Genomic DNA, 25,925 nt, shown 5'->3' with positions numbered 1-25,925 from the left:
CGTTCCCGGGGCGGTGTCCGCGGGCGCTGCGGACATCGCACGTCGAGGCACGGGGTGGCGTCCGTCCGGATGACCCGCGCGGCACTCCGTGCCAGGGTGGACGCATGGCGAGCAGCTGGGCCGACGTCGACCGCTTCCTCGAGGGCGTGCTGGACGTGCACGACACGGTCCTCGACGAGGTGCTCGCCGCGAATCGTGCGGCGGCGCTCCCCGCGATCGACGTCTCGCCCCTGCAGGGGCGCCTCCTGATGCTTCTCGCGCGGCTCTCCGGCGCCCGCCGGGTGCTGGAGGTCGGCACGCTCGGCGGGTACAGCACGGTCTGGCTCGCGCGGGGCCTGCCGGAGGAGGGCCGCATCGTCACGCTCGAGCTCTCTCCTCGGCACGCGGAGGTCGCCGCGGCGAACGTGGCGGGAGCAGGCTTCGCAGACCGGGTCGAGATCCGCGTCGGTCCGGCGCTGGACTCGCTCGCGCGGCTGCGCGAGGAGGGCGGGGACCCGTTCGACCTGGTGTTCCTCGACGCGGACAAGCCCAACAACCCTCGCTACATCGAGGCGGCCCTCGCCCTGTGCCGCCCGGGATCGGTGCTGGTGGTGGACAACGTCGTCCGGGGCGGCGGCGTCGTCGACGGCGCGGACCCGGCCTCGGCGGGGAGCCGCGAGGCGCTGCAGGTGCTGGGCGGCCACCCGCGCCTGGACGCGACCGCGCTGCAGACGGTGGGCTCGAAGGGCTGGGACGGGTTCGCCGTCGCCGTCGTGCGCTGAGAGGCGGGACGCCGCGCGGCGGGCGGCGGCGCGGGGGCGAGCGACGTGGGGGGGGGCGCGGGGCACGCTGATGCCGGCGCCACCGCGGGCGGGCGGTCCAGGGCTGCGCACGCTGTGCTTGCGCGCTCGGGCAGGCGGGACGCAGGGCGGCGAATGCGGATACCGACGTGCTTACGTGGGCAGGCGAACGCGGCGACGCGCCCGCGCGCTGAAATGCCGAGCGCGGATCTCGACGACGAGCGCGGGTCGTGTACAGGCCGCGATCGTCGCTCGACCCGCGCTCGGTCGTAGGGAAGCAGCGCTGGGTGACTCCGACCGCGTTCGCTTCCGACCCGGCGTGGCAGGGGGCGTTCGCTGTTTCCGAGTGCGCCTCGGAACACCGACTGCACCTCGTGCCCGGGGCGCAATCGGTGTTTCAGGGCGCGCTCGGTGTGCGAGGGCGCACTCGACGTATTCGCGTCGCCGCTGCTGCCGTCCCCGCGTCGCCGGCTGTACCTTCCCCGGCCACCGCCACCTCCACCGCTCCCGCACACCCTCACCGCGCCCGGGAACGCCGAAGGGCGGCCCTCCCGGAGGAGGACCGCCCTCAGTGGTGCGATCGGCCGCTACTGGCCGGTCGTCTGCTCGTAGGCCCGGAGGGCGGCCGCCTGGCCGTCCGCGAGGGCCTGTTCCGGCGTCTTCTCGCCGTTCAGAGCAGCGGTGACCGCGGTCTGCAGCTCGGTCTGGATCTCCTGACCCGCCGCGGAGGAGCCGAAGGACTTGCCCTCGCCGACGACCTCGTAGAAGGTCGCGATGACCTGGTCGAAGCCGGCGTTGCCGGTCGGGACCACGAACTGCTCACGGATTGCCTGGTCAGCGGAGGGCGAGCCGGTGAACAGGCCGGTGTTCATGCGGTTGGGGTCCGGGTCCTCCTCGATCGTGGTGGCACGGGCCTCGCCCGCGGCCATCCACGCCTCGTCCGAGGTCAGGTTGAGGGCCCACGCGCAGGCGGCGGCCGGGTTCTCGGCGCCCTTCGGGATCACGAAGGCGGTGCCGCTCGCGACCGTGAACGGGTTGCCGTCCTTGTCCTTGAACGGGACCGCGTTGATCGTGATGTTCGCCTGCGTCGCGGCGAGCACGTTCGGGTACCACTGGGCGTAGACGCCGGAGGCGACCTGGTCCTTCACGAACTGGTTCTCCGCGCCGAACATGTCGAAGGTGTCGATGAAGCTCTTCACCTTCGCGAAGCCGCCCTGGGCGTCCGTCAGCTGCTTGAGGAAGTTGAGGGCGTCCACGTTGGCCTCGTTGTCGAGGGTCGGCCTGCCGTCCTCGTCCATGATCTGGCCGCCGTTGCCGAGGAACCACAGGCCCGCGCTGCCGGGGACGTTCGGGTCCATGCCGAGCGTCGACGGGTTGCCGCCCGACTCCTTGTACAGGGCCTGGACCGCGGCGAGGAGACCCTCGCGGTTCGACGTGTCGATGCTCTCGGGCGTGAGGCCTGCGGCGTCGAGCAGGCGCGTGTTCACGAGGATGGCCGGCGGCTGGTAGAACTGCGGCACGGCGTAGATCGAGCCGTCGTAGGTGACGTCGTCGATGACCGCGTCGTACCAGTGGTCGGCGGTGACGTCGTTCTCCGCGAGGCACTCGTCGAGCGGGAGGATCAGGTCCTTGGCCGCGTAGGTGCCGACGAACTGGGAGCTCATCTGCACGACGTCGGGGACCCGGCCGCTCGCGGTCGCCGCGGTGAACTTCTGGGCGTCGAAGGCCGTCTGCTCGAGCTGGATGTCGACGTCCGCGAGCTGCTCCGCCGCGTAGTCCAGGCGCGCCTGGCCCACGTCGTCGGCGTTCTCGAAGCCCCACGCGTTGAGCGTGCCGGTGGGCTCTGCCGAGAAGTCCGCGTTCCCGCCGGCGTTGTTGCCGCCGCCTCCTCCGCCTCCCGATCCACATGCCGTGAGAGCCGCGATCGACGTCACAGCAGTGACGGCGAGGAGGACCCTTTGCCTCTTCTTCATCAGATTCCCTTCGCAAGAGATCCAGCGAGGCACCGTCGCTCCCGCCGGAGGGCAGACTCCTGGGCTGTAACTGGAATCCTTCCCACTCCGGAGTATGGCCGACCTCCTGATCCCCCACAACCCGACGCCACCGGATGAGACAGAATCGTGAGAAACGCGCGGAAAGCGGCTTGTCGGAGCCGCGATCGCCGCACTAGGGTCGTCTGGGAACGATGCCACACCAGGGCGAGTGAGGGAGTGCCATGGGCACCATCACCAGAGTATTTCTCGTAGGCCACACCCACCACGATGTCGGCTACACGAACAGCCCGCGTGTCATCGACCGGATGCACGAGGCCGTCGTGGCCGAGGTGCTGGATCTCGCCGACGCCCACCGCTCCTCGGGCGCCGACGACTTCCGCTGGACCTTCGAGGTGGCCCGCCCGGTGCTGCGCTTCCTGGAGCACGCGAGTCCCGAGGACGCCGCTCGGCTGCGAGCGGGCGTGAGCGAGGGGCGCCTCGCGGTCACGGCCGGGTACCTCAACCCCACCCAGCTCGCCTCCGCGGCCGAGCTCGACGTCGCCTACGACCGCCTCGCCGCCTTCGAACGGGCCGGGATCCCGGTGCGGACCCAGCAGCAGGGGGACGTCAACGGCCTGTCCTGGGGCGCCGTGCCCGCGATGCGGCGGGCGGGGGTGACTCGCCTCCTGATGGCGCTCAATCCCGATCACGGGCGGGCGCCCTTCGAGCAGCCGACGGGCTTCTGGTGGGAGGCGCCCGACGGCGAGCGGATCTTCGTGTGGCTGTCCACGCACTACGGCTTCGGCGAGGAGTGGGGCATTGTCGACGGCGACGTGGACCTCGCGGAGGCAAGCATCGCGGCGTTCCTCGACCGGCTGGCCGCGCGGGACGACTACCCGTACGACGCCGCGATCGTGCACGCGGCGAACGACAACCGCTGGCCGACACCGCTGTTCCTCGAGGTCGTCCGGCACTGGAACGACCGGCACCCGGACGTCCGCATGGCGACCGCCACCGTCGATGAGGCGCTCGACGTCCTCGAGGAGCAGGCCCGCGGAGCGGACATCCCGGTCGTGCGCGGCGAGTGGTCGGACTGGTGGTCGCACGGCCACGGATCCACCGCCCGCGAGGTCGCGGTCTACCGCGAGGCCCGCTCGCTCTCCCTCACGGCGCAGGCCGCACTCGGCCTGGCCCGCCTGCGCGGCGACGGCCCGGTCGCCACCGCCGCCGTGCTCGGCTACCGTCGCGGACCCGTCCGCCTGCGCACCGACGACGAGGTGGAGCGCGACCTCGCCGCGGTCGAGGACGACCTCCTCCTCTTCACCGAGCACACCTGGGGCTCCTGGGAGACCTACTCGAAGCCGCACTCGGTCTTCAGCCACTCCCACTGGAACGCCAAGGCGGGCTTCGCCTACGGCGCGTACGACTGGGCCCGGGACCTGGCGGTGGAGGGGCTCTTCCGGCTCGCCGCGAGCGGCGCCCCGGACGGTGCGCCCGAGCGGCGGGGCATCGTCGTCGTCAACCCGACCGAGAGCACGCGCACGGAGCCCGTCACGGTCGAGATCGACGGCGTCCGGAACGCCACCGTGCTCGCCCGTGAGGTGCCGCCCTTCGGGCTCGCGCTCCTCCCGGTCCCTCCGGTGCCGCCCGCGCCGCGGATCGGGCGCACGACCCGCACCGAGCGGTACGAGGTCAGGGTCGACCCCGCGGCCGGAGGCGTCGTGTCGCTCGTCCACCTCGCGTCCGGTCGCGAGCTCGTGGACCCGGGCGCCGGGCACGGCGTCGGCGCCGTCGTCGTCGAGCAGGTCGCGCCGGGGAGCACGCACCCGATGATCACGCGCACCCCGAAGCACTTCTCCCCCGACTTCCCCGGACCCGACTTCGTGCGCACACCGTCCTCCGGCCAGGCGGAGCCGGAGATCCTCGAGACGGCGGACACCGTCGAGGTGCGCTGGACGGGCTCGGCGCCGACGGTGCCGTCCGTGACCGCGGTGCTGCGGCTCTACCGCGACAGCGACCTCCTCGACCTCGAGGTGGACCTCGTCAAGCCCGAGGTATTCGCCCCGGAGAGCATCTTCGTCGCCTTCCCCTTCGCGGTGTCGGCGCCCCGCTTCCTCCTCGACACGGCGGGCGCCGTGTACGAGGCCGACCGCGAGCAGCTGCCGGACACGAGCAAGGACTGGTACTCGATCCAGCACGCGGTCGGCGTGGACGGGGATGACGGGGGCGTCCTCTGGGGAGCGCTCGACCCCCCGCTCGTCCAGCTCGGCGGGTTCCGGACCGGACGGTGGTCGCGGACCTTCGAGCCGGGCACCGGCCACATCAACAGCTGGCTGATGAACAACCTGCACTTCACGAACTTCCAGGCGCGGCAGGAGGGCACGTGGCGCTACCGGTACCGCTTCCGGCCCGCCCGTCCGACGCCGGCGGAGGTCCAGCGGTTCGGGCGCGACCTGCTGCAGCCTCTCCAGGCTCGCGCCTACGCCGGTCCGCTCGGGCTCGAGGGCCCGTCCGGGCTCAGCGTGGCGCCTGCCGAGGCGCTGCTCGCCGAGGTCCGGCCTATCGGCGCAGGGGTGCGGATCCGGCTGCGGAACACCTCCGCGGACGCGGTGAACGCCTCCGTCACCTGGAGCGGGGATTCCGTGCGCGTGACGCCGGGGAGGGTGCGGATCCCGCCCTTCGGCCTCGCCGAGGTCGTCGCGGAGGTGCTCGACGAGCCGGTCGACCAGCGGAGCCCGTAGGCGTCAGTCCCAGCGGCTCGGCGCCTCGGCCCGGCTGGAGGGCAGCGCCACGTGCTCCGACCAGCTCCGCATCCACTCCGGGATCGGGTGCAGCGCGGGGTCGATGCCGGCGAGCCGCCCGACCTCCTCGATCGTCGCCACGCCGCCGGTCCGGCGGAGGAAGCGTCCCTTCACGAAGCCCCGCGCGTACACCTCGCCGTCGACCACGAAGCGCTGCTCCAGATACACCGCACGGTCGTCGTAGCCCACGATGCGCGTCTCGATGCGGAAGCGCTGCCAGAGCTGGAGCGACTTGCGGTACGTGATCGTCTGCGACGCGACGACCGGATAGATGCCCGCCGCGCGGAAGCGGGGCCAGAGGCCGGAGCGCATCAGGAGGTCGAGGCGCGGCAGATCCATCATCGAGAGGTAGACGCCGTTGTTGACGTGCCGCAGCTCGTCGAGGTCGGTGGGCCAGACCCGGCCCTCGATGACCGCCACGTCGTGGAGGTCCAGCGGGGGACGGCGACCCGCGGTCAGGTTCAGCTGGAGCAGCCGGAGGGAGCGGCGCAGGATGTCCACCGCGGCAGACTAGGCCGAGTCTCCGGGCCGGTCCCACGCGCTTGTGGCTCTCCCCCAGCCTCCGCATCCCCGCCCGCCGGCGGCTTGGAGGACGCCGACGAGGGTCATCCGGCGAGCGACTCGGCGCTGTCGTGGCGGGACGTGCCCTCGGGGCCGCTGACCTCGAGGACGAAGCCGCGAGCGGCCGGCGCGGTCCGGATCTCGAGGGCGACGCCGACCTCGCCCGCGCTCCAGGCGAGGCGGAGCGAGTCCGCCCCCGTGACGGCCCACGAGAACTCCCCGTCGAAGGCCGGATGTGTGGCGCGCAGCCGCACGAGCGCGAGGACCGCCCGGGCGACCGTCCCGCCGAGCGCCGCGTCGATCTCGTCGGGAGTGTAGAAGTGGCGGCCCACGTCGCGCCCGTTCCCCGTGCGGGCGAACAGCTCCCGGTCGTCGAGCCCGCCGAGCAGGCCGACGTAGTACACCTGCGGCGTGCCGGGCAGGAGGAACTGCACGGCACGGCACAGCAGGTAGGCGTCCTCGTCGCCGCCGAGGACGGCGAAGAACGTCGCATTGATCTGGTGCGGCAGGGCCATCCAGGCCGGGACGACGGACGCGAGAGCGGAGTGCCCGCCGGTCGCCTCGGCCGCCCGCTCGAAGATGTCCCGCATCTCCTCGAGGGAGATGAGCCCCGGTCGCTCTGCCGACGGTCCCGCGTCGATGACGCCGATGCCGTCGTGGGTGTCGAGGACGGTGATCGCGTTGGCCGGCCGGATCTCGAGCCAGCGCGCGAGGCGGTCGACCGTGCCCGTGCCGAGCGAGTGCAGCAGGAGCGGGGGAAGCGCGAAGTCGTAGACGAGGTCGACGAGCGGCGCGATCGCCAGCTGCTGGGAGTAGTGGGCGTGGACCTCGACGAGCACGCGGAGGTTCCCGCGGTGCGCCATCGCGGTGATGTGGCGCACGAACTCGAGCGTGTGCTCGGTCATGAAGCTGTCGGTGCCGGGCGTCTTGATGGCGTAGCCCACGGCGTCCAGGCGGATCGTCGTCACGCCGCCGGCGGCGAGCGCGTCGAGCAGCCGCTCGAGGTAGGCGATGCCGGCGGGATGGCGGACGTCGATGTCGACCTGCGTGGGCAGGAACGTCGTCCACACGAGGCGGCGCCGCCCGTCGCCGGTGCGGTACGCCGTGAACGGCAGGCCGGGACGCGGACGGTAGAACGCGGTGATCTCCGCCTCCGTACCGCCTCGGGGGAAGACGGCGTCGAACGTGAGGAACATGCCCTCGTAGGGCGATCCCTCCTGGTGCTCCAGCCAGTCGCGGAACTCGGCGGAGTCGGCGGACACGTGGTTCACGATCAGGTCGGCGACGACCTCGCGCCGAGCGGCGATCGCCCGGACGTCGTCCCACGTCCCGAGCCGCGGATCGACGCTCCCGTGGTCGACCGGATCGAATCCGGCGTCGGCGCCGTCGAAGGGCACGAAGAAGGGCAGCAGGTGCACGCCCGCGAACGCGCGGAGCGGCCCCTCGAGCAGCTCCCGGGTCCCCGCGATCCCTCCGCCGAGCCGATCCGCATAGGCGAGGAGCTGGACCTCGTGCCGGCCGGTCACGACGGGAGCCTCGTCACCGCGGCGACCAGGGCCGCGGCGCCGCCCTCCGGCGAGGTGAGGACGGGGACGTCGAGGTCGAGCCCGGCCGCTGCGGCGGCCATCGACGCCTGGGCGAGTACGACCACGTCGGCGGAGGAGGCGGCCTCGGCGATCGCGTCGGCGACGAGACGGTCGTGCCCCGCCTGGTCCCCGGAGGCTCGCGCGGCGGCCGCCCCGCCCACGACGCGAGCGGTCACCTCGACCGGCGAGGACGCCTCGCGCACGCGGCTCTCGAGGAGCCGGCCGGTGGGTCCGAGGGTGGCCGCGAGGGTCGCGAGCACCGCGATCCGGCCGGATCGATCGCCCTGGGCCCGATCGGCGGCGAGGGCGACGGCCTCCTCGGCCATCGTCGCGTCGACCCGGAGGACGGGCACGTCGACGCGGCGGGCCGCCTCCTCGACGGCCTCGCCGATGGAGGAGCAGGTGACGAGGATGGCGTCGGCGCCGTCGTCGGCGAGATGGCGGACGTGGCGGAGCACCTCCGCCCGCACCTCGTCGTCGACCCCGTGGTCGACCGCCGCCGCGAGCAGTCCCGCGTCAACGACGTGCACGATGGGCCCGCCGTGGCCCGTGCGCTTGAGCAGGTCGTCGAAGGTGACGGCCAGGGCGGGCACGGTGTGCAGCAGCCCGAGGCGTGCGCCGGTCATCGCGCCTCCCGCCAGGGACGCGCGTTCCGGTCGACGACCTCGATGAGCCGCTCGAGCCTCGGCCGGGAGAGCTCCCGCAGCCGCGCGGGCACGTCGGGCGAGCCGACCACGTCGCTCCAGAGGGCGCGCCCCGCGAGGAAGCCGCTGGCGCCCGCCCGGCAGGCGGCCTCGACCGCACCCTGGAAGCGGTCGCGCTCCACGCCCTGGGACAGGACGACCCAGGGGCCCTGCACGGCCTTCCCGAGGCTCTCGCTCGCCCGTCGCTGCTCGTCCGCGTCGCCCGCACCGGCGAGGGGCACCTGCGCCTTGTACAGGCTCGGCCCGAGGGGCGAGAGCTCGCGCGCGGCCTCCCGGATCGCGGCGTCCATGTCCCAGGTGCCGGCGTCCAGCTCGGCGGGGGTGGCGCGGACGACGGGCTCGAGCACGGAGAGGAGGCCGAGCTCCGCCGACCGGCGGATGAACCGGTCGGCGAGCTCCACCCGCTCCTCCCGCCGGGCGTCGCGTCGCCAGATGATGAGGAGCTTCAGGGCCGCGACGCCGGAGAGGTCCAGAGCACCCCCGACCACGTCCTCGTCGAGGCCGGTCTCCTCGACCGGTCCCCCGTCCTCCTGCTGGAGGGCGTCCGCGGCGAGGATGAGCCCGTCGCTCGCGGGGAGGAGGCCCTCGTCCCGCACCCGATCGAACCCGTAGTGCCGGTCGATGAGGAAGCCGGAGGCGAGCGGCCCGAGGACCTCGGCCACGTCGAGCTTGAAGCGCACGAGGACCTCGTCCTCGGGCCGCCCCGCTCCCGCCTGGTCGAACATCGCGCGGAGGCTCTCGCGCTGGTCCATCGCGACCATCGCGAAGCCGCCGCCCGGGCGGGCTATGGCATCGAGGGTCGGAACGCCGGTCGTCGTCGTCATCGTTCTCCTTCCCGGACGGCCGCGGCGCCGGATGCGGCAGCCACGAACCGCTCGTACAGCTCGGAATAGGGATCCCCCGGCTCGCGGACGAGCGCCCTGCTCGGAAGCGCCGGGGGCTCGTCCGGCAGCAGCCCCGCCCGCGCGGCGGCGAGCAGCGCCGCACCGGACGCCACCGGCTCGGCGGCGACGGTCAGCCGCGCCTCGATCGGCAGCACCTGGGCCTTGATGCGCATCCACGGCTCGTTGCCGCCGCCCGGGCCGCCGAGGATCCGCAGCGGCGCAGCGGGCGGTCCGGCGATCGCGGACTGCTCGGCGAGCATCCACCGCGCGTGCAGCGCGAGGCCCTCGAGCATCGCGCGCGCGAGCACGGCCACGTCGACCGATCGCCCGTCCACCTCGGCGCCGTCCGCGTCGAGGATCCGCACGTCCGAGCGCCGCTCCGGCCGCGGCGTCTGCCGACCGGAGAGGTAGGGCAGGACGAGAAGACCCGTCGGCGCATCGCCGAGCCGGCCGAGCTCCTCCAGGACGTCGTTCGCGTCGCGGGCGCCGATCCGGTGCGAGAACCACCACCGCACGAAGGCTCCGGCGGCGGCGGACCCGGCGAGCAGCGCGGGCTCGCCGGTCACCGTGCGCGTGATGCTCATGCCGGTGGGCCGGACGGCGTCGGCTTCCGGCGCGGAGGAGAGGACGCGGACGAGCGCCTCGGCGGTGCCGAGCGAGTCGGCCGCCTCTCCGGGCCTGCGGGCGCCGGCGGCCCAGGCCCCGACGGCGTGGTCGTGCCCGGCGATGTAGACCGGCGTGCCGGGGGCGAGCCCCGTCCGTGCGGCCGCGCCGGATGTGGTGGCGCCGGCCGCCTCCCCCGGCCGGAGCACGCGCGGCAGCTGCTCCTGACGGAGCCCGACCGCGGCCAGGAGCTCGGGGGCGAACACGGTCGGTGCCTCGGCCGTCCGGTAGGCCATCGTGCGCGCGGCGAGGGTCTGATCGGTCACGAGCTCGCCGGTCAGCGCGAGACCGACCAGATCGGCCACCCCGGCCCAGCGGTGCAGGCGCTCCCACATGCCGGGCTCGGTCCTCGCGAGCCGGGCCCACTGCGCGAGCGGCGCCTTGGGGAGGGGGGGCACGCCCGTTGCGGCGTAGAGCCTCTCGGCTCCGAGGCCCTCGAGGAGGGCGTCCAGGTCGCCCGTGTCGTCGAGTCCGTCCCAGCGCACGACGGCGCGGAGGGGGCGGTCGTCCGCGCCGAGGGGGACGCCGGACTCGGCCATGGAGGCGATCCCGACGGCGTCAGGACGGGCGGGCGCCGCAGCGAGGACGGTGCGGATCAGATCCTCCGCGGTCCGGACGAGCTCCTCGCCGTCCACGGGCGTCGGCGCGCTCGCGACGGCCAGCTCGGTCACGCCGTCCCCCGCGCCGACCAGAGCGACCTTGAGGTTCGTGCTGCCGATGTCGACGCCCAGGGCGATCGCCGCCGGGCGGGCGGCGGCTCCGCTGGTCACATCCGATTCTGTTCACTTCCGAACATTCCCGTCAAGCCTCTGTCAGATCGTTGACAACTTTTCTCGGTGACGGTGGGATGGACGGGTGCGCTACACCGAGGCACCAGCGCGACGCGCGGAGCTGCTCCGGCGCCTCAGCAGCGAGGGATACGTGTCGTCGGCCGCGCTCGCCGAGGAGCTCGGCGTCTCGGAGATGACGATTCGCCGCGACCTGCGCCAGCTGCACTCGGAGGGCCAGGCGCGCCGCGTGGCGGGAGGCGCCAGCCTGCCGGCGGGCGGCGTACGCGGGACCTCCTTCGAGGAGCGGGACCTCTCCGCCTCGCTGGAGAAGGCCGCCATCGCCGCGGCGTGCGCGGAGCGCCTGTCCGGCGCTGCCACGATCGCGCTCGACGCCGGCACGACGGTCGCCGGCGTCGCCGCGCTCCTCTCCCCCGGCACCACGGTCGTCACCCACTCGATGCCGGTCCTCAGCACCTGCACGGAGCGCGACGACCTCTCGGTGATCGGGCTCGGCGGCACGTACCAGCCCTCCACCCGGTCGTTCGGCGGCCAGGCCACGCGGGACGGCATCTCCCGGGTCTCCATCGACGTCGCCGTCCTGTCGGCGACGGCCGTCGACACGACCGGTCTCCTGTGCGCGAACGATCTCGACGCCGAGGTCAAGCAGGCGATGTCGGCGGCGGCCCGGCACCGGATCCTGCTCGTCGACTCCGGGAAGATCGGGGCCCGGGCGCCCATCCGGTTCGGGACCCTCGACGCGATCGACCTCGTGATCACGAGCGCCACCCTGTCCGCCGAAGGCCGGGACCTCCTCGCGGCGGCCCACGACGTGCTCTACGTCGCCGATCCGCTCGAGGAGCCGCGGTGACGGGCCCCTGGCTCGGCGTCGTCGCGGACGACGTGACGGGCGCCTGCGACCTCGCGGGAGGCGTCGCGGCCGCCGGCGTGACCACCAGCGTGCACCTCGGGGTGCCCGGGGACGACGAGCGGGCGGAGGACGACTGCGTGGTCGTCGCGCTCAAGACGCGCACGGTCGCCGCGACGGACGCGGTGCGCGAGTCCGCGGCCGCGGCCGGCTGGCTCCGCGACCGCGGGGCGGCGCGGATCTACCAGAAGTACTGCTCCACCTTCGACTCGACCGACCGCGGGAACATCGGTCCGGTGGCGGACGCCCTCGCCGCGGAGGGCCGGATCACGCTCGGCACCCCGGCGACCCCGGCCGCCGGACGGACCCAGTACCTCGGGCACCTGTTCGTCGGCGACCGGCTCCTCTCGGAGTCCCCGATGCGCGACCATCCGCTCACGCCGATGCGCGACAGCGACCTCGTGGCCGTGCTCTCCCGGCAGACGCCGTCCCCCGTCGTGCTCCTTCCCCTGCCCGCTGTGCGCGCGGGCGCCGGAGCCCTCGCCCGCGAGATCGAGGCCCGGGCGGAGTCCGGCGCGCGCCATCTCCTCGTGGACGCGATCGACGACGGCGACCTGGACGTCCTCGCCGCGGCGGCGGACGAGGTGCGCGTCCCGCTGGTCCTGGGCGGCGGCGCGGGCGTCGCCCTCGCCCTCGCCCGCCGGCGGAGCACCGGGGCGGCCCCCTCCGCACAGGTCCTTCCGGCGGGCGGCGCGCGGCTCGTGCTGAGCGGAAGCGCGTCCGAACGGACACGGCAGCAGGTGGCGGCGTTCCCGGGGCCGGTCCTGCGGCTCGACCCCGTGGCCCTGTCGCGGGACGGCCTGGACGGCCTCGTCGCGCGGCTGCGTGACGTGGTGACCGCCGCAGGAGAGGATCCCGTGCTGGTGTCCGCCACCGCCCAGCCCGCGCTCGTGCGGGCCGCGCAGGCCGCCCTCGGCGTGGAGCGCGCGGCCGAGCTCGTCGAGTCGGCCCTCGGGCGCCTCGCGGTCGCGGGCGTCCGCGAGCTCGGCGTGCGCCGGCTGCTCGTCGCGGGCGGGGAGACCTCGGGCGCGGTGACGTCCGCCCTCGGCCTGCGCCGGCTCGCGGTCGGCACCCTCGCCGCGCCCGGAGTCCCGTGGACCACCGGTCGGGCGACGGCGGTTCCGGGCTCGCCCGAGGTCGCGCTCCTGCTCAAGTCGGGGAACTTCGGCGGCCCGGATCTGTTCCGCACGGCCTGGGAGACGGCACCGTGACGGGCGACGCCGATTACCTGGTCCGCGCCGCCCGCCACCTCGCGGCGCGCGGGCTCTCGCCGGGCAGCTCGAGCAACCTGAGCGTCCGGATCGGGACGCGGATCCTGCTCACGCCGACGGGGTCGAGCCTCAGCCGCGTCGAGGCCGCGGACCTGTCCGAGGTCTCCCTCGAGGACGGGACCGTCCGGACGGGCAGGCCCTCGAAGGAGTACCCGCTGCACCTCGCCATGTACCGGCAGCGTCCGGACGCGACGGCGGTCGTCCACCTCCACTCCCCCTACGCGACCGCGATCTCCTGCCTCCCGCCGGACGAGCAGGGCCGCGCCGCACTGCCCCCGCTCACCCCGTACCGGGTGATGCGCCTCGGCGACGTCCCGGTCGCCCCGTACGCCGCACCCGGATCGGCGGAGCTCGCCGCCGGCGTGGAGCTGCTGGCGGCCCGCGCCGCCGTGCTCCTCCTCGCCCAGCACGGATCCGTGGTCTCGGGCGAGGGCATCGACGCGGCCGTCGACCTCGCCGAGGAGCTGGAGACCGCCGCCCAGGTGACGCTCCTCCTGCACGGCCGCGACCCCCGCACGCTGCCGCCCGACGAGCTCGCCGCCCTCCGTCCGCCCCCCTGAACCCGGAGGCCCCGTGCCCCGCTCCGCCGCCAGTCCCCCGCTCCCCGATCCCCCCGCCACCCGGCCCCCGCTGCGCTCGGTGACGGGATTCCTCCTGTGGCTGGCCGGGCGGCAGAAGGCTCTCCTCGCCGCCGGGGTGCTCTACGGCGTCGTCTGGATGCTCGCCCAGTCGGTGTGGCCGCTCCTCCTCGGCCGCGCCATCGACGCCGGGACCTCGGAGCGGGGCGGCGACCTCCTCCCCTGGCTCCTCGCGCTGCTGACCGCCGTGCTCGTGCAGGTCGGGGCCGGGGTCATGCGCCACAGGACCGCGGTGACGAGCCGCCTGCGGTCCTCGCTCACGGTCGCTCGCCTCCTCGGGCACCACGCCGCCGACACGGGACGCGCCATCACGGCCGACAAGACGACGGGCGAGATCGTCGCCACCGTCTCCGCGGACGTGAACCGTCTCGGCGCGATGTTCGACATCCTCCCCCGCCTCGTCGGCTCGGTGGTCGCCTGGCTCGTGGTCGCCGGGATCCTCGCCACCGTGTCGCTCGAGCTCGGCCTCCTCGTCCTGCTCGGGGTTCCGGCCGCGTCGGCGCTGCTCGCGATCCTCGTCCGGCCGCTGGCCCGGCGGCAGCTCGAGCAGCGGGCCACGTTCGGCCGCCTCGCGACGCTCGGCGCGGACGCCGTGGCGGGGCTGCGGGTGCTGCGCGGCGTCGGCGGGGAGGACGAGTTCGTCGCCCGCTACGCCGCCCGCAGCCAGGAGGTGCGCCACGCGGGGGTGCGCGTGGCCCGCGTCGCCTCGCTGCTCGACGCGGCGCAGGTCCTGATCCCGGGTCTCTTCCTCGCGGCCGTGGTGCTGTACGGGGCTCAGCTGGTCCTCGCCGGACGCGCGACGCCCGGCGACCTCGTCGCGCTGCACGGGTACGCCGCGTTCCTCGTCCTGCCGATCCGCACGGCGGTCGAGTCGCTCGGCGTCTTCTCCCGCGGCATCGTCGGCGTCCGCCGGATCACCGCGGTGCTCGCCGTCGAGCCGGCGGTCAAGGATCCGGCGGCTCCGGTCCCCCCACCACCGCCCGGCTCGGGACTGCACGACGTCGCCTCCGGTGTGACGATCGAGCCCGGGCTCCTCACCGCGCTGGTCGACGAGGACCCGGACGCCGCCGCCGAGGTCGCCACCCGGCTCGGGCGCTTCGACGACCTCGCGAGCGCGGAGGCCCCCGTGCTGTGGGGCGGCGAGCCGCACACGAGCGTGCCCGTCCACGCGGTGCGGAAGCGGATCGTGGTGAACGACGCCGTGCCGCATCTGTTCAGCGGCCGCCTCATCGACGGGCTCGACGTGACCCGGATCCGGGAGCCCGAGAAGGCGTCGACCGACACGGGCGCCATCCGCCGGGTCGAGGGCGCCGTGTCCACCGCGGCCGCCGCCGAGACCATCGCGAACCTGCCGCAGGGCCTCTACGAGCCGATCCCGGAGCGCGGGCGGTCCTTCTCGGGAGGCGAGCGGCAGCGGCTGTCCCTCGCGCGCGCCCTGCTGACCGAGGCGGAGGTCCTCGTGCTGATCGAGCCGACGAGCGCCGTCGACTCGCGCACCGAGGAGCGGATCGCGGAGCGCCTCGCCGAGGCCCGCTCCGGACGGACCACCGTGGTCGTCTCGGCGAGCCCGCTCCTCCTGCAGAAGGCGCAGACGGTCGCGGTCCTGTCGAAGGGGCACCTGGTGGCCACCGGCAGACATGAGGAGCTGCTGCGGCGCACCGACCGCGCCGGACGCCTCTACCGCTCGATCGTCACCCGCGCGCCCGAGAGGAGGGACGATGCTGCTGCCGATCGCTGACACCCGCCACGTCCGCAGGACCGCTCTGCGGCTGATGCGCGACCACCGCCTCGGGCTCGCGGCCGTGCTCGGCCTGCACACCCTCGCGGCCCTCGCCGGCCTCGTCGGTCCGGTGCTGATCGGCCGCGTTCTCGACGCGATCGCGGCGGGGACCGCCACGACGTCCTCCGTGTCGGCGGCCGCGCTCTGGCTCCTCGGCGCAGTCCTCGCCCAGGCCGTCCTCACGCGCTACGCCCAGCTGAGATCCATGGTCCTCGGCGAGACGGTGTTCGCGCGGCTCCGCGAGGAGCTCCTGGCCGCGGTGAGCCGGCTCCCCCTCACGACGGTCGAGCGGGCCGGCACCGGCGACCTCCTCTCCCGGACCACGAACGACGTCGAGAGCATCGCTCAGACGGTCCGGTTCGGGGTCCCCCGCGTTCTCGTCGCCCTGGTCACGGCGATCCTCACGGTCGGCGCGGCCCTGCTCACGAACTGGCTCGTCGCCCTGGCCGTGTTCGCCGGCGTGCCCGTGATCGCGCTCGGAGTGCGCTGGTATCTGCGGCGGGCGGCCACGGGATACCAGCGGCAGCTCGCGTCGTTCGCCACGCTCAGCGGCACCGTCACCGAGACCGTCGAGGCGGCGAGCACGGTCGAGGCCATCGGTCTCGCACCCGCTCGGCGGGACGAGGTCGACGCCGCCGTGCGCGAGCGGCGCGACTCGGAGCTCCACACGCTGGGCCTGCGCACCGTCTTCTTCCCCGTCACCGAGCTCGGGTTCCTGCTGCCCGTCGTCGCGGTGGTCGCGTGGGGCTCCTACCTCGTCTCGACCGGCGCCGCCACGATCGGCGACGTCACCGCGGTCGCGCTCCTCGCGACCCAGCTCGTCCGGCCCATCCAGGAGCTCATCATCTGGATGGACGAGCTCCAGGTCGGCACGACGGCGCTCTCCCGGATCATCGGCGTGAGCCAGGTGCCGCCCGACCGGACCCCGAGCGGCGAGACCCCGGTCGACGAGCACCTCGTGGCGGAGGACGTGCACTACTCCTACCGGACCGGCATCGAGGTGCTGCGGGGCATCGACCTCGACCTGCGGGTCGGCGAGCGTCTCGCCGTCGTCGGTCCGACGGGCTCCGGGAAGTCGACGCTGGCCCGCCTGCTCACCGGGATCGACGCGCCGGGAGAGGGGCGGGTGACCGTGGGCGGCGTGCGACTCGTCGACCTCCCCGTCGAGGACCTCCGCCGGCACGTCGCGCTCGTGACCCAGGAGCACCACGTGTTCGTCGGCACGATCGCCGAGAACCTGCGCCTGGCCCTTCCGTCCGCGACGGAGGACGATCTCGTGGAGGTCCTGCGCGTCGTGGACGCCTGGTCCTGGGTCAGCGGGCTTCCCGACGGCATCGAGGAACCCGTGGGCTCCGGAGGCCGCCCCCTCACCCCGGCGCAGTCCCAGCAGCTCGCCCTCGCCCGCCTCCTGCTGCTCGACCCCTCGACGCTCGTCCTCGACGAGGCGACCTCGCTGATGGATCCCGGCTCGGCCCGGGATCTCGAGCGGACCATGAACGCCGTCCTGCACGGTCGCACGGTCGTGGCGATCGCGCACCGGCTGCACACGTCACGCGACGCCGACCGGGTCGCCGTGATGCAGGCCGGCCGGCTGGTCGAGATCGGCTCGCACGAGGAGCTGATGGCGGCGGACGGCGAGTACGCGCTGCTCTGGCGGACCTGGACGTCGGAGTAGCCGCGAGACGGACGCGCCCCCGGATCCGGCTGATCGGCCGGGTCCGGAGGCACGTCGGGTGAGTGCGGATCAGCCCTTCGTCGAGCCGGCGAGCAGGCCGCGGACGAAGTACCGCTGCAGCGCGAAGAACACGATGAGCGGGACGATCATCGCGATGAACGCGCCGGCCGGGAGCAGGTAGGCGGTCCGGCCGAACTGTCCCGTCAGCTCCGCCAATGTGCGGGTGATCGGTGACGCCTCGCCGCTGGCGAAGATGAGCGCCACCAGCAGGTCGTTCCAGACCCAGAGGAACTGGAAGATGGCGAAGGACGCGATCGCCGGGACGGTGAGCGGCAGCACGATCCGCAGGAAGATCTGCCCGTGGCCCGCGCCGTCGACCCGTGCCGCCTCGATGACCTCGCCCGGGATCTCCGAGATGAAGTTGTGCAGCAGGAAGATCGCGAGCGGGAGGGCGAAGATCGTGTGCGCGATCCACACCTGGGTGTAGATCCCGGCGCCCTGGAAGCCCTCGAACAGCGTCCCCCCGGCCGTGTGCAGCCCGCGGAAGAACAGGGTCAGCAGGGGCACCAGCGTCATCTGGATCGGCACGATCTGCAGCGCGAACACGAGGATGAAGAGGGTGTTCTTGCCCTTGAAGTCGATCCACGCGAACGCGTACGCGGCGAGCGCGGCCACGACGAGCGGCGCGACCGTCGCGGGCAGCGTGATCACGATCGAGTTGATGAACGACCGGCTCAGGTCCTCGTTCGCGAGCACCGTCTGGTAGTTCTCGAGCGTGAGGTCCCAGCGGAGGAAGACCTCCCACCAACCGGAGCGGGTGATCTCCTCCTGCGGCCGCAGCGAGGTCACGAAGAGCCCGAACGTCGGGATGGTCCACAGGATGGCGATCACCAGCGAGGCGATCGTCGCTCCCCGGCTCGTCAGCCGCCGCTTGCTCCGCCGGGTGATGTTCCCCTCGTCCGCTCGCTCGACCGCCCCCTGGGTGGTCTTCGCTCCGGGGAGCGGAAGGTCGGCAGGAATGGTCGAGGTCATCGGATCTCCCTCTGCTTCTTGATGACCCGTGCGTTGTAGATCACGATCGGCAGCACGAGGATGAACAGGAGCACGGCGAACGCTGCGGAGCGCCCGGTTTCGAAGTTCTGCGCCAGCGTCACCATCTCGTTCGCGATGACGTCCGTGTCGGGGTAGGCCGTCCCCATCGTGCGCACGATGTCGAAGACCTTCAGCGAGGCGATCGAGATGGTCGTGAGGACCACGACCAGCGAGCTGCGGATCCCCGGGACCGTCACGTTCAGGAACCGCTGCCAGGCGTTCGTCCCGTCGAGCTGCGCCGCCTCGATCTGCTCGGTCGGCACGCCCTTGATGGCGGCCGAGAGGACCACCATCGCGAAGCCCGTCTGCACCCAGATGAGGACGACGATCAGCAGGAACGTGTTGAGGGGAGCCTGCTGCAGCCAGTTCACCGGAGTGCCGCCGAACCAGACGACGATCTGGTTCAGGAGGCCGTACTGGCTCTGGCCCGCCTCGCGGTAGCCGTAGATGAACCGCCAGATGATGCTCGCGCCGACGAATGAGATCGCCATCGGCATGAACACGAGGATCTTGAAGTACTTCTCACCGCGCGACTTGTCGATGAACACCGCGTAGGCGAGCCCCGCGATCGTCGAGATGATCGGCACGACGAGCACCCAGATGATCGTGTTCCGGATCGTCACGAGGTTGTCCGGCTGGCTGAAGATCCACGCGAAGTTCTCCAAGCCGACCCACCGGCCCCGCGAGCTCTGGAAGGCCTGGAAGATCGTCGCGATGCTCGGGTAGATGAGCCCGATCACCAGCAGGAAGAGCGCCGGAGCGAGGAACCCGACGAGCTGCAGCACGTAGCCCGTGCCCGCCCGCGAGCGGTAGTCCAGCAGGAACATCGCCCCGCCCGCCAGCGCTCCGATGGCGATGGCCCACCACACGGAGCCGAAGGCGAAGAGGACGAAGGCGGGCACGAGCACCGCGACGGCGACGCGCATGATGGTGTAGCCGCGTCCACGACGCGGGGCCACCTCGAGGAAGAACAGCAGCAGGCCCACGGCGGCGAGGAACGCCAGGATGACGACCGGGACCTGCAGGAGGGGCGGTAGGTCGCCCAGCCAGTTGAAGAAGTCCTTGAGCACGGGTTGCCTTTCGAGTTCGACGGTGGACGCGAAAGCGGAAACAGGGAGGGCCGCCCGGAACAAGCCCGCGCGGCCCTCCTGTCAGAGTTCTATTCCGACGGCCAGCCGGCGTCGATGGATTCGAGCACCTCTTCGGTCGGGGTGCCGTTGATCCAGTCGACCATCCCGGACCAGAAGGTCCCGGAACCGACCGCGGCGGGCATCACGTCGGACGCGTCGAAGCGGAACGTGGTCTCGGGGTCCTGCAGGATCCCGATGGCCTGCTCCAGAACCGCGCTCGAGGCGTTCGACGGGTCGAGGCCCTTGTTGGCGCTGATCACGCCGCCGAGGGCGACGCGGCTGTTCGCCCACTCGGGGCTCGACAGGTACTCCTGGACCTTGATGGTGTCCTCGTCGTTCGAGAAGGCCGCGACGATCTCGCCACCACCGGTGACGGCCGTCTCGCCCGCCTCGGGACCCGGCGTGAGGAAGGCCCACACGTCGCCGTCCTCGGCCACGGTGCCGCCCGCGTCGGTGAGGAAGCCCTCGAAGAAGGACGCCTGGTGGGTCATCGGGCAGCGACCGTCGACGACGGCGGTGGCGATGTCCGCACCGAAGGGCGTGCTGTTGATCGAGACCACGTCGCCGATGCCCGCGTTCACGTAGTCCGGGTTGAGGAGGATCTCACCCAGGCTGTCGAAGGCGCTCGCGATGGCGTCGTCGGTGAACGGGATCTCGTGGGAGACCCACTGGTCGTAGACCTCAGGGCCCGACTGCCGCAGCACGAGGTCCTCGATCCAGTCGGTGCCCGGCCAGCCGGTCGCCGCGTCGGAGGCGAAGCCCGCGCACCACGGCTTGGTGCCGGAGGCGGCGATCGTCTCGCTCAGGGTGAGGAGCTCGTCCCACGTGGTGGGGACCTGCCAGCCGTTCTGGGCGAAGGTCTGCGGCGAGTACCAGATGAAGCCCTTGACGCTCGCCATCAGCGGCGCGCCGTAGAGGACGCCGTCGGTCGTCGCGTACTGGGCCCAGTCCTCGGTCCAGTACTCCGCCACGTTCGCGGCGACCCCTTCGGGGGCCTCCTGCAGGTAGCCGCGCGACGCGAGGTCGGCGACGAGACCCGGCTGCGGGGTGATCGCGAGGTCCGGGGTGTCACCGGACTGCGCGCGCGTGCCGATGATGTCCTCGAACTCCTGGGTGCCCTCGTACTGGATCTCGATGTCGTTCTCCTCGGCCCACTCGGCCCACGACTCCTCGAGCAGCTCGGCCTCCGTGTCGACGATCGTGCCGAGGATCGTGACGACGCCGTCCGCCTCCCCGACGTCGCCGGGCCCGGTTCCGCCGCCGCCTCCGCCCCCGCCTCCATCGGCGCAGCCGGCGAGGACGAGCCCGGCCGCCCCAGCGAGTGCGATGGGAAGCATCAGCCGGCGGGTGATTGTGGATCTCATGGATTCTCCTGCCTCTTCATCGAGCGGGATACGGCAGCCCAGGGTGTGGAAGCGGTGCCGGAGCCCTTCGGCTCACGCTACTCCCGGGGCCAGACCTGGGAAGAGGGCGCAAGAGGAGGTTGTCCTAATCGTTACGTCTTGCTATCGGGCAAAAAGGAAGGGGACGCCGCTCCGGAAGGAGCGGCGTCCCCGGGACGCCCTTGTGGGACGAGATTCCCTCGGCGCGGATGCGCCTACGGGAACGGCTGGGTCTCAAGACGCGCCGCACGCATGCGGCGCTCCTTGACCCGACCTCGGCGGCGCGATGCGCCGCGCGAGCTCACTTCAGGGTGACGGTGGCGCCGGCGCCCTCGAGCTGCGCCTTGGCCTTCTCCGCGGTCTCCTTGTTGGCACCCTCGAGGACGGGCTTGGGGGCGCCGTCGACGAGCGCCTTCGCCTCACCGAGGCCGAGGCTGGTGAGGGCGCGCACCTCCTTGATGACCTGGATCTTCTTGTCGCCCGCGGCCTCGAGGATGACGTCGAAGGAGTCCTTCTCCTCCTCCTCCTCGGCAGCGCCACCGGCACCGCCGGCGGCAGGGGCGGCACCGGCGACCGCGACGGGCGCGGCGGCGGTGACGTCGAAGGTCTCCTCGAACTTCTTGATGAACTCGCTGAGCTCGATCAGGGACAGCTCCTTGAACGCGTCAAGCAGCTCGTCGGTCGACAGCTTCGCCATCGGTATCTCCTTGTTTGTTGTCTGTCCTGGGATCAGGTTTCTCGTGCCGTGCCTGAGGGTCAGGCGGCGGCGGACTCTTGCTTGTCGCGCAGCGCGTCGACCGTGCGAACGGCCTTCGACAGCGGCGCGTTGACCGTGTAGGCGGCGCGGAACAGGAGACCCTTGGCGGCGCCGGCGACCTTGGCCAGCAGCACCTCCTTGGGCTCGAGGTCCGCGAGCTTCGTCACATCGTCGGCGCTCAGGGGAGCACCGTCGAGGTAGCCGCTCTTCACGACAAGCAGGGGGTTCGCCCTGGCGAAGTCCCGCAGCGCCTTCGCGACGGCGACGGTGTCACCGTGGACGAAGGCGATCGCGGACGGCCCCGCGAGATCGTCGTCGAACGACGAGATGCCCGCTTCGTTGGCCGCGATCTTGGTGAGGGTGTTCTTCACCACGGCATAGGTCGCGTGCTCACTGATGCTCTTGCGCAGCGTCTTGAGCTGCGCCACCGTGAGCCCGCGGTACTCGGTCAGCAGGGCGGCGTTCGAGTTCCGGAACTGGTCCGTGAGCTCGGCGACCGACGCTTCCTTCGTCGCCATGGGACTCCTTTACGTGTCGAAAAGGACCGCACGGAGCACGAATGAGAAGAGCTCCGGCGCATGCGCACGGAGCTCGGATCCCGATCGGGACGTCTTCATACGCCTGCGCAGGCCCTCGCATCCGCGAGCCTTAGGCGGCGCATCCCGATCCGAGGATCTGCAGGCGCACCGACAACCGGCGGTCTTTGGCTCCGAACAGTGTAGGCGACGACGCGCCGGGGGCCAAACGGGGCCCTGACGGCCTGGCCGTCCCGTTGTTTACGTGACGGAAACAGGCGCGCATCTGCCCGAAACACCCGCCTCCTAGCCTCGCACTGTTGTCCACCGCCGGGCTCCCTGCACAGCAGCGGCGGACACCGCCGCCGGAAGTTCCGGCTCCCGATCCCGAGGAGACCTATCCCCATGGCACCGCGACCCTCCCTGAGCCGGCCCCGCCGGCTCGCCCTCGCCCTCGCGGCAGGCGCCGCCGCCCTCACCCTCGCCGCCTGCTCCGGCGGCGCCTCCGGCGACACCGGAGAGGCGTCCGGCTCCGGGGGAGGCGCCGATCACGGGGAGCTCAACCTGCAGCTGTCCTGGATCAAGAACGAGGAGTTCGCCGGCGAGTTCTTCGCCGACAGCAAGGGCTACTTCGAGGAGGCCGGCTTCTCCGAGGTCGTCATGACCGCGGGCCCCTCCACCGGCACGGCCGAGCTGCTCTCGGGCAGCGCGGACGTCGCCCTGTCCGACTCGGTCGCGGTCGGCACCGTCGTGGCCAACGAGGAGGCCCCGCTCAAGATCATCGGCGCGACCTTCCAGGCCAACCCCTTCACGATCCTGTCCCTCGCGGACGGCGGGAACATCGCCGCGCCGGAGGACATGATCGGCAAGCGCATCGGCGTCCAGGCGTCGAACACGTCGCTCTTCGAGGCGCTCCTCGCCGCGAACGACATCGCCGCGTCGCAGGTGACCGTGGTGCCCGTCGACTACGACCCCTCGGTGCTCGTGAACGGCGACGTCGACGGCTTCGTCGCCTACATCACGAACGAGGCGATCACGGTCAGCATGCAGGGCCTCGCGACGACGACCATGGACTTCGCGGAGAACGGACTGCCCTTCGTGGCCGAGACGTTCACGGTGACGGACCAGACGATCGCCGAGGACCGCGAGAAGCTGAAGGCGTTCCTCGTCGCGGAGATCAAGGGCTGGACCGACCAGCTCGCCGACCCGGAGGAGGGTGCCCGCCTCGCGGTCGAGGAGTACGGCGCGGACCTCGAGCTCGACATGGAGAAGGCCGTCGTCGCGTCGGAGGCGCAGAACGAGCTGGTCGTGTCGCCGGACACCGAGGAGCACGGCCTCTTCGTCATCACCGAGGACCTCCAGGAGCAGACCATCGCGACGCTCCAGGCGGTGGGCCTCGACATCGAGGCCTCCGACCTCTTCGACCTCTCGCTGCTCGAGGAGGTCTACGAGGAGAACCCGGACCTCGTGGACTACGCGGGCTGATCGGATCCCTTCTGTGACGACGAGCACGTCCGCCGGTGCCCGGGGCCCTTCGGCCTCGGGCACCGGCCTGCACATCAGCGGCCTGCACAAGGAGTTCCGCGTCGGCACCCGCACCGTCGTGGCGCTGCAGGACGCCAACCTCCACACCGACCAGGGAAGCTTCCTCTCCCTGCTCGGCCCGTCGGGCTGCGGGAAGTCCACGATCCTCCGCATCCTCGCCGGCCTGGAGCGCCCGTCCTCGGGGACGACCCGTGTCGACGGCAAGAGCCCGGCAGAGCTCCGGAAGGACAACGAGCTCGGGATCGCCTTCCAGGAGCACGCGCTCCTGCCCTGGCGCTCGGTGCTGTCGAACATCCGCCTCCCCTTCGAGATCGCGGGCAAGCCGGTCGATCGGGCCTACGTCGACGAGCTCATCGATCTCGTCGGGCTCCGCGGGTTCGAGAAGGCGAAGCCGGCGCAGCTGTCCGGAGGGATGCGCCAGCGCGTCTCCATCGCCCGGTCGCTCGTGCTGAAGCCGTCCGTGCTCCTGCTCGACGAGCCGTTCGGCGCGCTCGACGACATGACTCGGCAGCGGCTCAACCTCGAGCTGCTGCGGATCTGGACCGAGAAGCCGGCGACGACGCTCATGGTGACGCACGGCGTCTCCGAGGCGATCTTCCTGTCCGACCAGGTCGCGGTCATGTCGGCCCGACCGGGGCGCGTGAAGGAGGTCATGGAGATCGACCTCCCGCGCCCGCGGACCCCCGAGATGATGCGGACACCCGAGTTCCACGCCTACGTCGACCACGCGTCGGATCTCCTGTTCAGCACCGACGGCGCCGCTCCCGCGAGCGTGGCGGAACCGGTCCCCGCCTCCTCGGCCGTGACCCCGGCGGTGCAGCGGGCATGAGGTCCCTGGTCCTGCCCGGATGGGCGTCGGGCCTCCTCGGCGCCGCCGCCCTCGTCGGGGCCTGGTGGGTCGCGTCGCTCCTCGTCCCCTCGACGGGCTCCTACGCCCCCATCCCGGCGCCGCCCGCCGTCCTGCAGGCGCTGATCGACGACGGGGTCGAGCTCTACTGGTCGAGCTTCGCCGTCACGATCACCGAGGCCGGACTCGGCTACCTCTGGGGCAACCTGATCGCGATCGTGCTCGCCGCTCTCGTCCTGGTCGTGCCCTGGCTCGACGGGGTCATCTCCCAGCTCGCGGTCATCACCTACTGCGTCCCGATCGTGGCGATCGGCCCCCTCGCCATCGTGATCCTGGGTGGCGCCCGCGGCCCCGGCGAGCCCTCGTCGACCGCGGTCTTCTTCGCCGCGCTCTCCGTCGTGTTCACCACCGTCGTGGGAACGCTCCTCGGGCTGAAGGCCGCGGACCGGGCCGCGCTCGACGTCGTGGCCGTCTACGGCGGCTCGCGTCTCACGCAGCTGCGCAAGGTGCGCTTGATCGCGGCGCTCCCCGCCATCCTCAACGCGCTCCAGATCGCCGTCCCCGCGGCCTTCCTCGGCGCGATCCTCGGGGAGTACTTCGGCAAGATCGACCGGGGCGTCGGGCCCATGCTGGTCGCCTCGCAGGTCTCGCTCAACTCGCCCCGCGTGTGGGCCCTGTTCCTGCTGTGCGCCGTCGTCGCGATCGCGGGCTTCGCTCTGGTGGGACTCGTCGCGCGACTGGTCGCGCCCTGGTCGTCCGGACGGAGCGCCTGACATGCCCGACACCCGCGTCCCCTCTCCCGCGCCCGCGCGGCCGCACCCCTCCGCCGCGTCCGGCACACGGCGGGCGATCCTGCGAGCGCTCGCGCAGAGCTCCCTGGTCGCGCTCTCCACGCTCGTCCTCGTGCTCGCCCTCTGGCTCGCGGTCGTCCACCTCACAGGCGTCTCGCCCTACGTCGCGAAGGGCCCGCTGGACGTCGTCGACTTCCTCTTCCTCGACGAGGAGGCCGCCGCCAACCGGGCCGAGCTCGGAGCGGACCTGCTCGTGACGCTGCGGCACTCGGCCATCGGCTTCGCGTCGGGCCTCACCGTGGCCGTCGCCGCCGCGATCCTCTTTCGCCTGTCGAGGACGGTGGAGTCGGCGCTCATGCCCCTTGCGACGCTGCTGCGCTCCGTGCCGCTCGTCGCCCTCGCCCCGGTCATCATCCTCGCGGTGGGCTTCGGCACCGACGCCTCCGTCGCCGTGATCGGCGGCATCGTCGTGCTCTTCCCCGCCCTCGTCACCATCGCGTTCGGCCTGCGGAGCGCCTCGCCCGAGATGCTCGACGTCGTCTCGGTCTACGGCGGCAGCACCTGGACCGCGGTCCGCAAGGTGGCCCTGCCGGGCGCCCTGCCCTCGCTGTTCGCGGCGATCCGGGTCTCCGTCCCCGGAGCGATCACGGGCGCCCTCCTCGCCGAGCTCCTCTCGACCGGGGACGGCGTCGGACGCGCGGCGATGATCTTCGCGACGCAGGCCAGGTTCCCCGCGCTGTGGGCGGCCGTGGTCGTCGTCACCCTGCTCTCGCTGCTCCTCTATCAGCTGGTGCAGGTGATCGAGGCCGTCGTCCTAGCCCGCATGGGCATGGCCGGCCGAAGCTGATCCCCCTCT

At 72.5% G+C, this 25,925-nt stretch carries 22 protein-coding genes; 11 read left to right on the top strand and 11 right to left on the bottom strand.

What is annotated here, in order from left to right; genetic code table 11:
• Nucleotides 1–104: 104 nt before the first annotated feature.
• On the top strand, nt 105–761 hold the full coding sequence (locus J3P30_RS07410; protein ID WP_210480304.1) for an O-methyltransferase: 657 nt from the start codon (nt 105–107) through the stop codon (nt 759–761).
• A gap of 605 nt (nt 762–1,366) precedes the next feature.
• Here the strand turns inward: J3P30_RS07410 and J3P30_RS07405 are convergent.
• Nucleotides 1,367–2,752: an ABC transporter substrate-binding protein gene (locus tag J3P30_RS07405; RefSeq protein ID WP_210480302.1), complete on the bottom strand. Its 1,386-nt coding sequence runs from the start codon at nt 2,750–2,752 to the stop codon at nt 1,367–1,369.
• 242 nt (nt 2,753–2,994) lie between these two features.
• Between J3P30_RS07405 and J3P30_RS07400 the strand changes: the two genes are divergently transcribed.
• Nucleotides 2,995–5,493, top strand: a complete 2,499-nt coding sequence (locus tag J3P30_RS07400) for a hypothetical protein (RefSeq protein WP_210480300.1) — start codon at nt 2,995–2,997, stop codon at nt 5,491–5,493.
• Nucleotides 5,494–5,496: 3 nt separating this feature from the next.
• Here J3P30_RS07400 and J3P30_RS07395 read toward each other — a convergent pair whose 3' ends face one another.
• The 5 genes from J3P30_RS07395 to J3P30_RS07375 all read right to left on the bottom strand — a co-directional run bounded on the left by J3P30_RS07395 (nt 5,497) and on the right by J3P30_RS07375 (nt 10,721).
• Entirely contained in the window at nt 5,497–6,054 is a 558-nt protein-coding gene (locus tag J3P30_RS07395; RefSeq protein ID WP_307807433.1) for an acyl-CoA thioesterase, read from the bottom strand.
• Between the two features lie 104 nt (nt 6,055–6,158).
• Nucleotides 6,159–7,640 carry a sucrose phosphorylase gene (gtfA, locus tag J3P30_RS07390; protein ID WP_210480298.1) on the bottom strand — a complete coding sequence of 494 codons (1,482 nt, stop codon included), beginning with the start codon at nt 7,638–7,640 and terminating at the stop codon, nt 6,159–6,161.
• Nucleotides 7,637–8,326, bottom strand: coding sequence for an aspartate/glutamate racemase family protein (locus J3P30_RS07385; RefSeq protein WP_210480296.1), 690 nt, complete (start codon nt 8,324–8,326; stop codon nt 7,637–7,639). The genes gtfA and J3P30_RS07385 overlap by 4 nt, the downstream gene beginning before the upstream one ends.
• Entirely contained in the window at nt 8,323–9,228 is a 906-nt protein-coding gene (locus J3P30_RS07380) for a hypothetical protein (RefSeq protein ID WP_210480294.1), read from the bottom strand. The genes J3P30_RS07385 and J3P30_RS07380 overlap by 4 nt, the downstream gene beginning before the upstream one ends.
• Nucleotides 9,225–10,721 (bottom strand): L-fuculokinase, encoded by a 1,497-nt coding sequence (locus J3P30_RS07375; protein WP_210480292.1) that lies wholly within the window; start codon nt 10,719–10,721, stop codon nt 9,225–9,227. The genes J3P30_RS07380 and J3P30_RS07375 overlap by 4 nt, the downstream gene beginning before the upstream one ends.
• Nucleotides 10,722–10,806: 85 nt before the next feature.
• Here J3P30_RS07375 and J3P30_RS07370 point away from each other — a divergent pair, with 85 nt between their 5' ends.
• The 5 genes from J3P30_RS07370 (at nt 10,807) to J3P30_RS07350 (ending at nt 17,010) form a co-directional block, all read left to right on the top strand.
• On the top strand, nt 10,807–11,589 hold the full coding sequence (locus J3P30_RS07370; RefSeq protein ID WP_210480291.1) for a DeoR/GlpR family DNA-binding transcription regulator: 783 nt from the start codon (nt 10,807–10,809) through the stop codon (nt 11,587–11,589).
• On the top strand, nt 11,586–12,857 hold the full coding sequence (gene otnK / locus J3P30_RS15560; protein WP_210480288.1) for a 3-oxo-tetronate kinase: 1,272 nt from the start codon (nt 11,586–11,588) through the stop codon (nt 12,855–12,857). Before J3P30_RS07370 ends, otnK begins: the two co-directional genes overlap by 4 nt.
• Complete coding sequence (locus J3P30_RS07360) at nt 12,854–13,477, top strand: class II aldolase/adducin family protein (RefSeq protein WP_210480286.1); 624 nt, start codon at nt 12,854–12,856, stop codon at nt 13,475–13,477. The genes otnK and J3P30_RS07360 overlap by 4 nt, the downstream gene beginning before the upstream one ends.
• A gap of 79 nt (nt 13,478–13,556) precedes the next feature.
• The gene (locus J3P30_RS07355; protein WP_210480284.1) at nt 13,557–15,293 is read left to right on the top strand and encodes an ABC transporter ATP-binding protein; all 1,737 of its coding nucleotides are present in this window, start codon (nt 13,557–13,559) and stop codon (nt 15,291–15,293) included.
• Nucleotides 15,274–17,010: an ABC transporter ATP-binding protein gene (locus J3P30_RS07350; protein WP_210480276.1), complete on the top strand. Its 1,737-nt coding sequence runs from the start codon at nt 15,274–15,276 to the stop codon at nt 17,008–17,010. Before J3P30_RS07355 ends, J3P30_RS07350 begins: the two co-directional genes overlap by 20 nt.
• Before the next feature lie 69 nt (nt 17,011–17,079).
• Here J3P30_RS07350 and J3P30_RS07345 read toward each other — a convergent pair whose 3' ends face one another.
• The 5 genes from J3P30_RS07345 to rplJ all read right to left on the bottom strand — a co-directional run bounded on the left by J3P30_RS07345 (nt 17,080) and on the right by rplJ (nt 21,889).
• Nucleotides 17,080–18,042 (bottom strand): carbohydrate ABC transporter permease, encoded by a 963-nt coding sequence (locus J3P30_RS07345; protein WP_210480274.1) that lies wholly within the window; start codon nt 18,040–18,042, stop codon nt 17,080–17,082.
• Nucleotides 18,039–19,172, bottom strand: a complete 1,134-nt coding sequence (locus J3P30_RS07340; RefSeq protein ID WP_210480272.1) for a carbohydrate ABC transporter permease — start codon at nt 19,170–19,172, stop codon at nt 18,039–18,041. Before J3P30_RS07340 ends, J3P30_RS07345 begins: the two co-directional genes overlap by 4 nt.
• A gap of 89 nt (nt 19,173–19,261) precedes the next feature.
• Complete coding sequence (locus J3P30_RS07335) at nt 19,262–20,596, bottom strand: ABC transporter substrate-binding protein (protein ID WP_210480270.1); 1,335 nt, start codon at nt 20,594–20,596, stop codon at nt 19,262–19,264.
• Nucleotides 20,597–20,915: 319 nt separating this feature from the next.
• Nucleotides 20,916–21,311: a 50S ribosomal protein L7/L12 gene (gene rplL / locus J3P30_RS07330; RefSeq protein ID WP_210480268.1), complete on the bottom strand. Its 396-nt coding sequence runs from the start codon at nt 21,309–21,311 to the stop codon at nt 20,916–20,918.
• Nucleotides 21,312–21,370: 59 nt separating this feature from the next.
• Nucleotides 21,371–21,889: a 50S ribosomal protein L10 gene (gene rplJ, locus J3P30_RS07325; RefSeq protein WP_210480266.1), complete on the bottom strand. Its 519-nt coding sequence runs from the start codon at nt 21,887–21,889 to the stop codon at nt 21,371–21,373.
• A gap of 402 nt (nt 21,890–22,291) precedes the next feature.
• On the opposite strand from rplJ, the gene J3P30_RS07320 reads away from it, so the two are divergent.
• From J3P30_RS07320 to J3P30_RS07305, 4 genes are read left to right on the top strand one after another with little or no spacing between them, the layout of a single operon-like run.
• On the top strand, nt 22,292–23,371 hold the full coding sequence (locus J3P30_RS07320; protein WP_210480264.1) for an ABC transporter substrate-binding protein: 1,080 nt from the start codon (nt 22,292–22,294) through the stop codon (nt 23,369–23,371).
• A gap of 13 nt (nt 23,372–23,384) precedes the next feature.
• On the top strand, nt 23,385–24,260 hold the full coding sequence (locus J3P30_RS07315) for an ABC transporter ATP-binding protein (protein WP_210480263.1): 876 nt from the start codon (nt 23,385–23,387) through the stop codon (nt 24,258–24,260).
• The gene (locus J3P30_RS07310; RefSeq protein WP_210480262.1) at nt 24,257–25,051 is read left to right on the top strand and encodes an ABC transporter permease; all 795 of its coding nucleotides are present in this window, start codon (nt 24,257–24,259) and stop codon (nt 25,049–25,051) included. Before J3P30_RS07315 ends, J3P30_RS07310 begins: the two co-directional genes overlap by 4 nt.
• A 1-nt stretch (nt 25,052) precedes the next feature.
• Nucleotides 25,053–25,916 carry an ABC transporter permease gene (locus J3P30_RS07305; RefSeq protein WP_210480261.1) on the top strand — a complete coding sequence of 288 codons (864 nt, stop codon included), beginning with the start codon at nt 25,053–25,055 and terminating at the stop codon, nt 25,914–25,916.
• Nucleotides 25,917–25,925 lie beyond the last annotated feature (9 nt).

It is taken from the genome of Naasia sp. SYSU D00948 (assembly GCF_017916515.1).
GTDB lineage: Bacteria > Actinomycetota > Actinomycetes > Actinomycetales > Microbacteriaceae > Naasia.
This window is presented reverse-complemented; position numbering and strand designations above follow the sequence as displayed.

Excerpts from the sequence above, each read along its gene's own strand:
- J3P30_RS07305 (WP_210480261.1), top strand. The coding sequence starts at position 25,053 with ATGCCCGACACCCGCGTCCCCTCTCCCGCGCCCGCGCGGCCGCACCCC.
- J3P30_RS07380 (WP_210480294.1), bottom strand. The coding sequence starts at position 9,228 with ATGACGACGACGACCGGCGTTCCGACCCTCGATGCCATAGCCCGCCCG.
- J3P30_RS07335 (WP_210480270.1), bottom strand. The coding sequence starts at position 20,596 with ATGAGATCCACAATCACCCGCCGGCTGATGCTTCCCATCGCACTCGCT.
- J3P30_RS07350 (WP_210480276.1), top strand. The coding sequence starts at position 15,274 with ATGCTGCTGCCGATCGCTGACACCCGCCACGTCCGCAGGACCGCTCTG.
- rplJ (WP_210480266.1), bottom strand. The coding sequence starts at position 21,889 with ATGGCGACGAAGGAAGCGTCGGTCGCCGAGCTCACGGACCAGTTCCGG.
- J3P30_RS07405 (WP_210480302.1), bottom strand. The coding sequence starts at position 2,752 with ATGAAGAAGAGGCAAAGGGTCCTCCTCGCCGTCACTGCTGTGACGTCG.
- J3P30_RS07400 (WP_210480300.1), top strand. The coding sequence starts at position 2,995 with ATGGGCACCATCACCAGAGTATTTCTCGTAGGCCACACCCACCACGAT.
- J3P30_RS07410 (WP_210480304.1), top strand. The coding sequence starts at position 105 with ATGGCGAGCAGCTGGGCCGACGTCGACCGCTTCCTCGAGGGCGTGCTG.
- J3P30_RS07385 (WP_210480296.1), bottom strand. The coding sequence starts at position 8,326 with ATGACCGGCGCACGCCTCGGGCTGCTGCACACCGTGCCCGCCCTGGCC.
- J3P30_RS07345 (WP_210480274.1), bottom strand. The coding sequence starts at position 18,042 with ATGACCTCGACCATTCCTGCCGACCTTCCGCTCCCCGGAGCGAAGACC.
- J3P30_RS07310 (WP_210480262.1), top strand. The coding sequence starts at position 24,257 with ATGAGGTCCCTGGTCCTGCCCGGATGGGCGTCGGGCCTCCTCGGCGCC.
- J3P30_RS07320 (WP_210480264.1), top strand. The coding sequence starts at position 22,292 with ATGGCACCGCGACCCTCCCTGAGCCGGCCCCGCCGGCTCGCCCTCGCC.
- rplL (WP_210480268.1), bottom strand. The coding sequence starts at position 21,311 with ATGGCGAAGCTGTCGACCGACGAGCTGCTTGACGCGTTCAAGGAGCTG.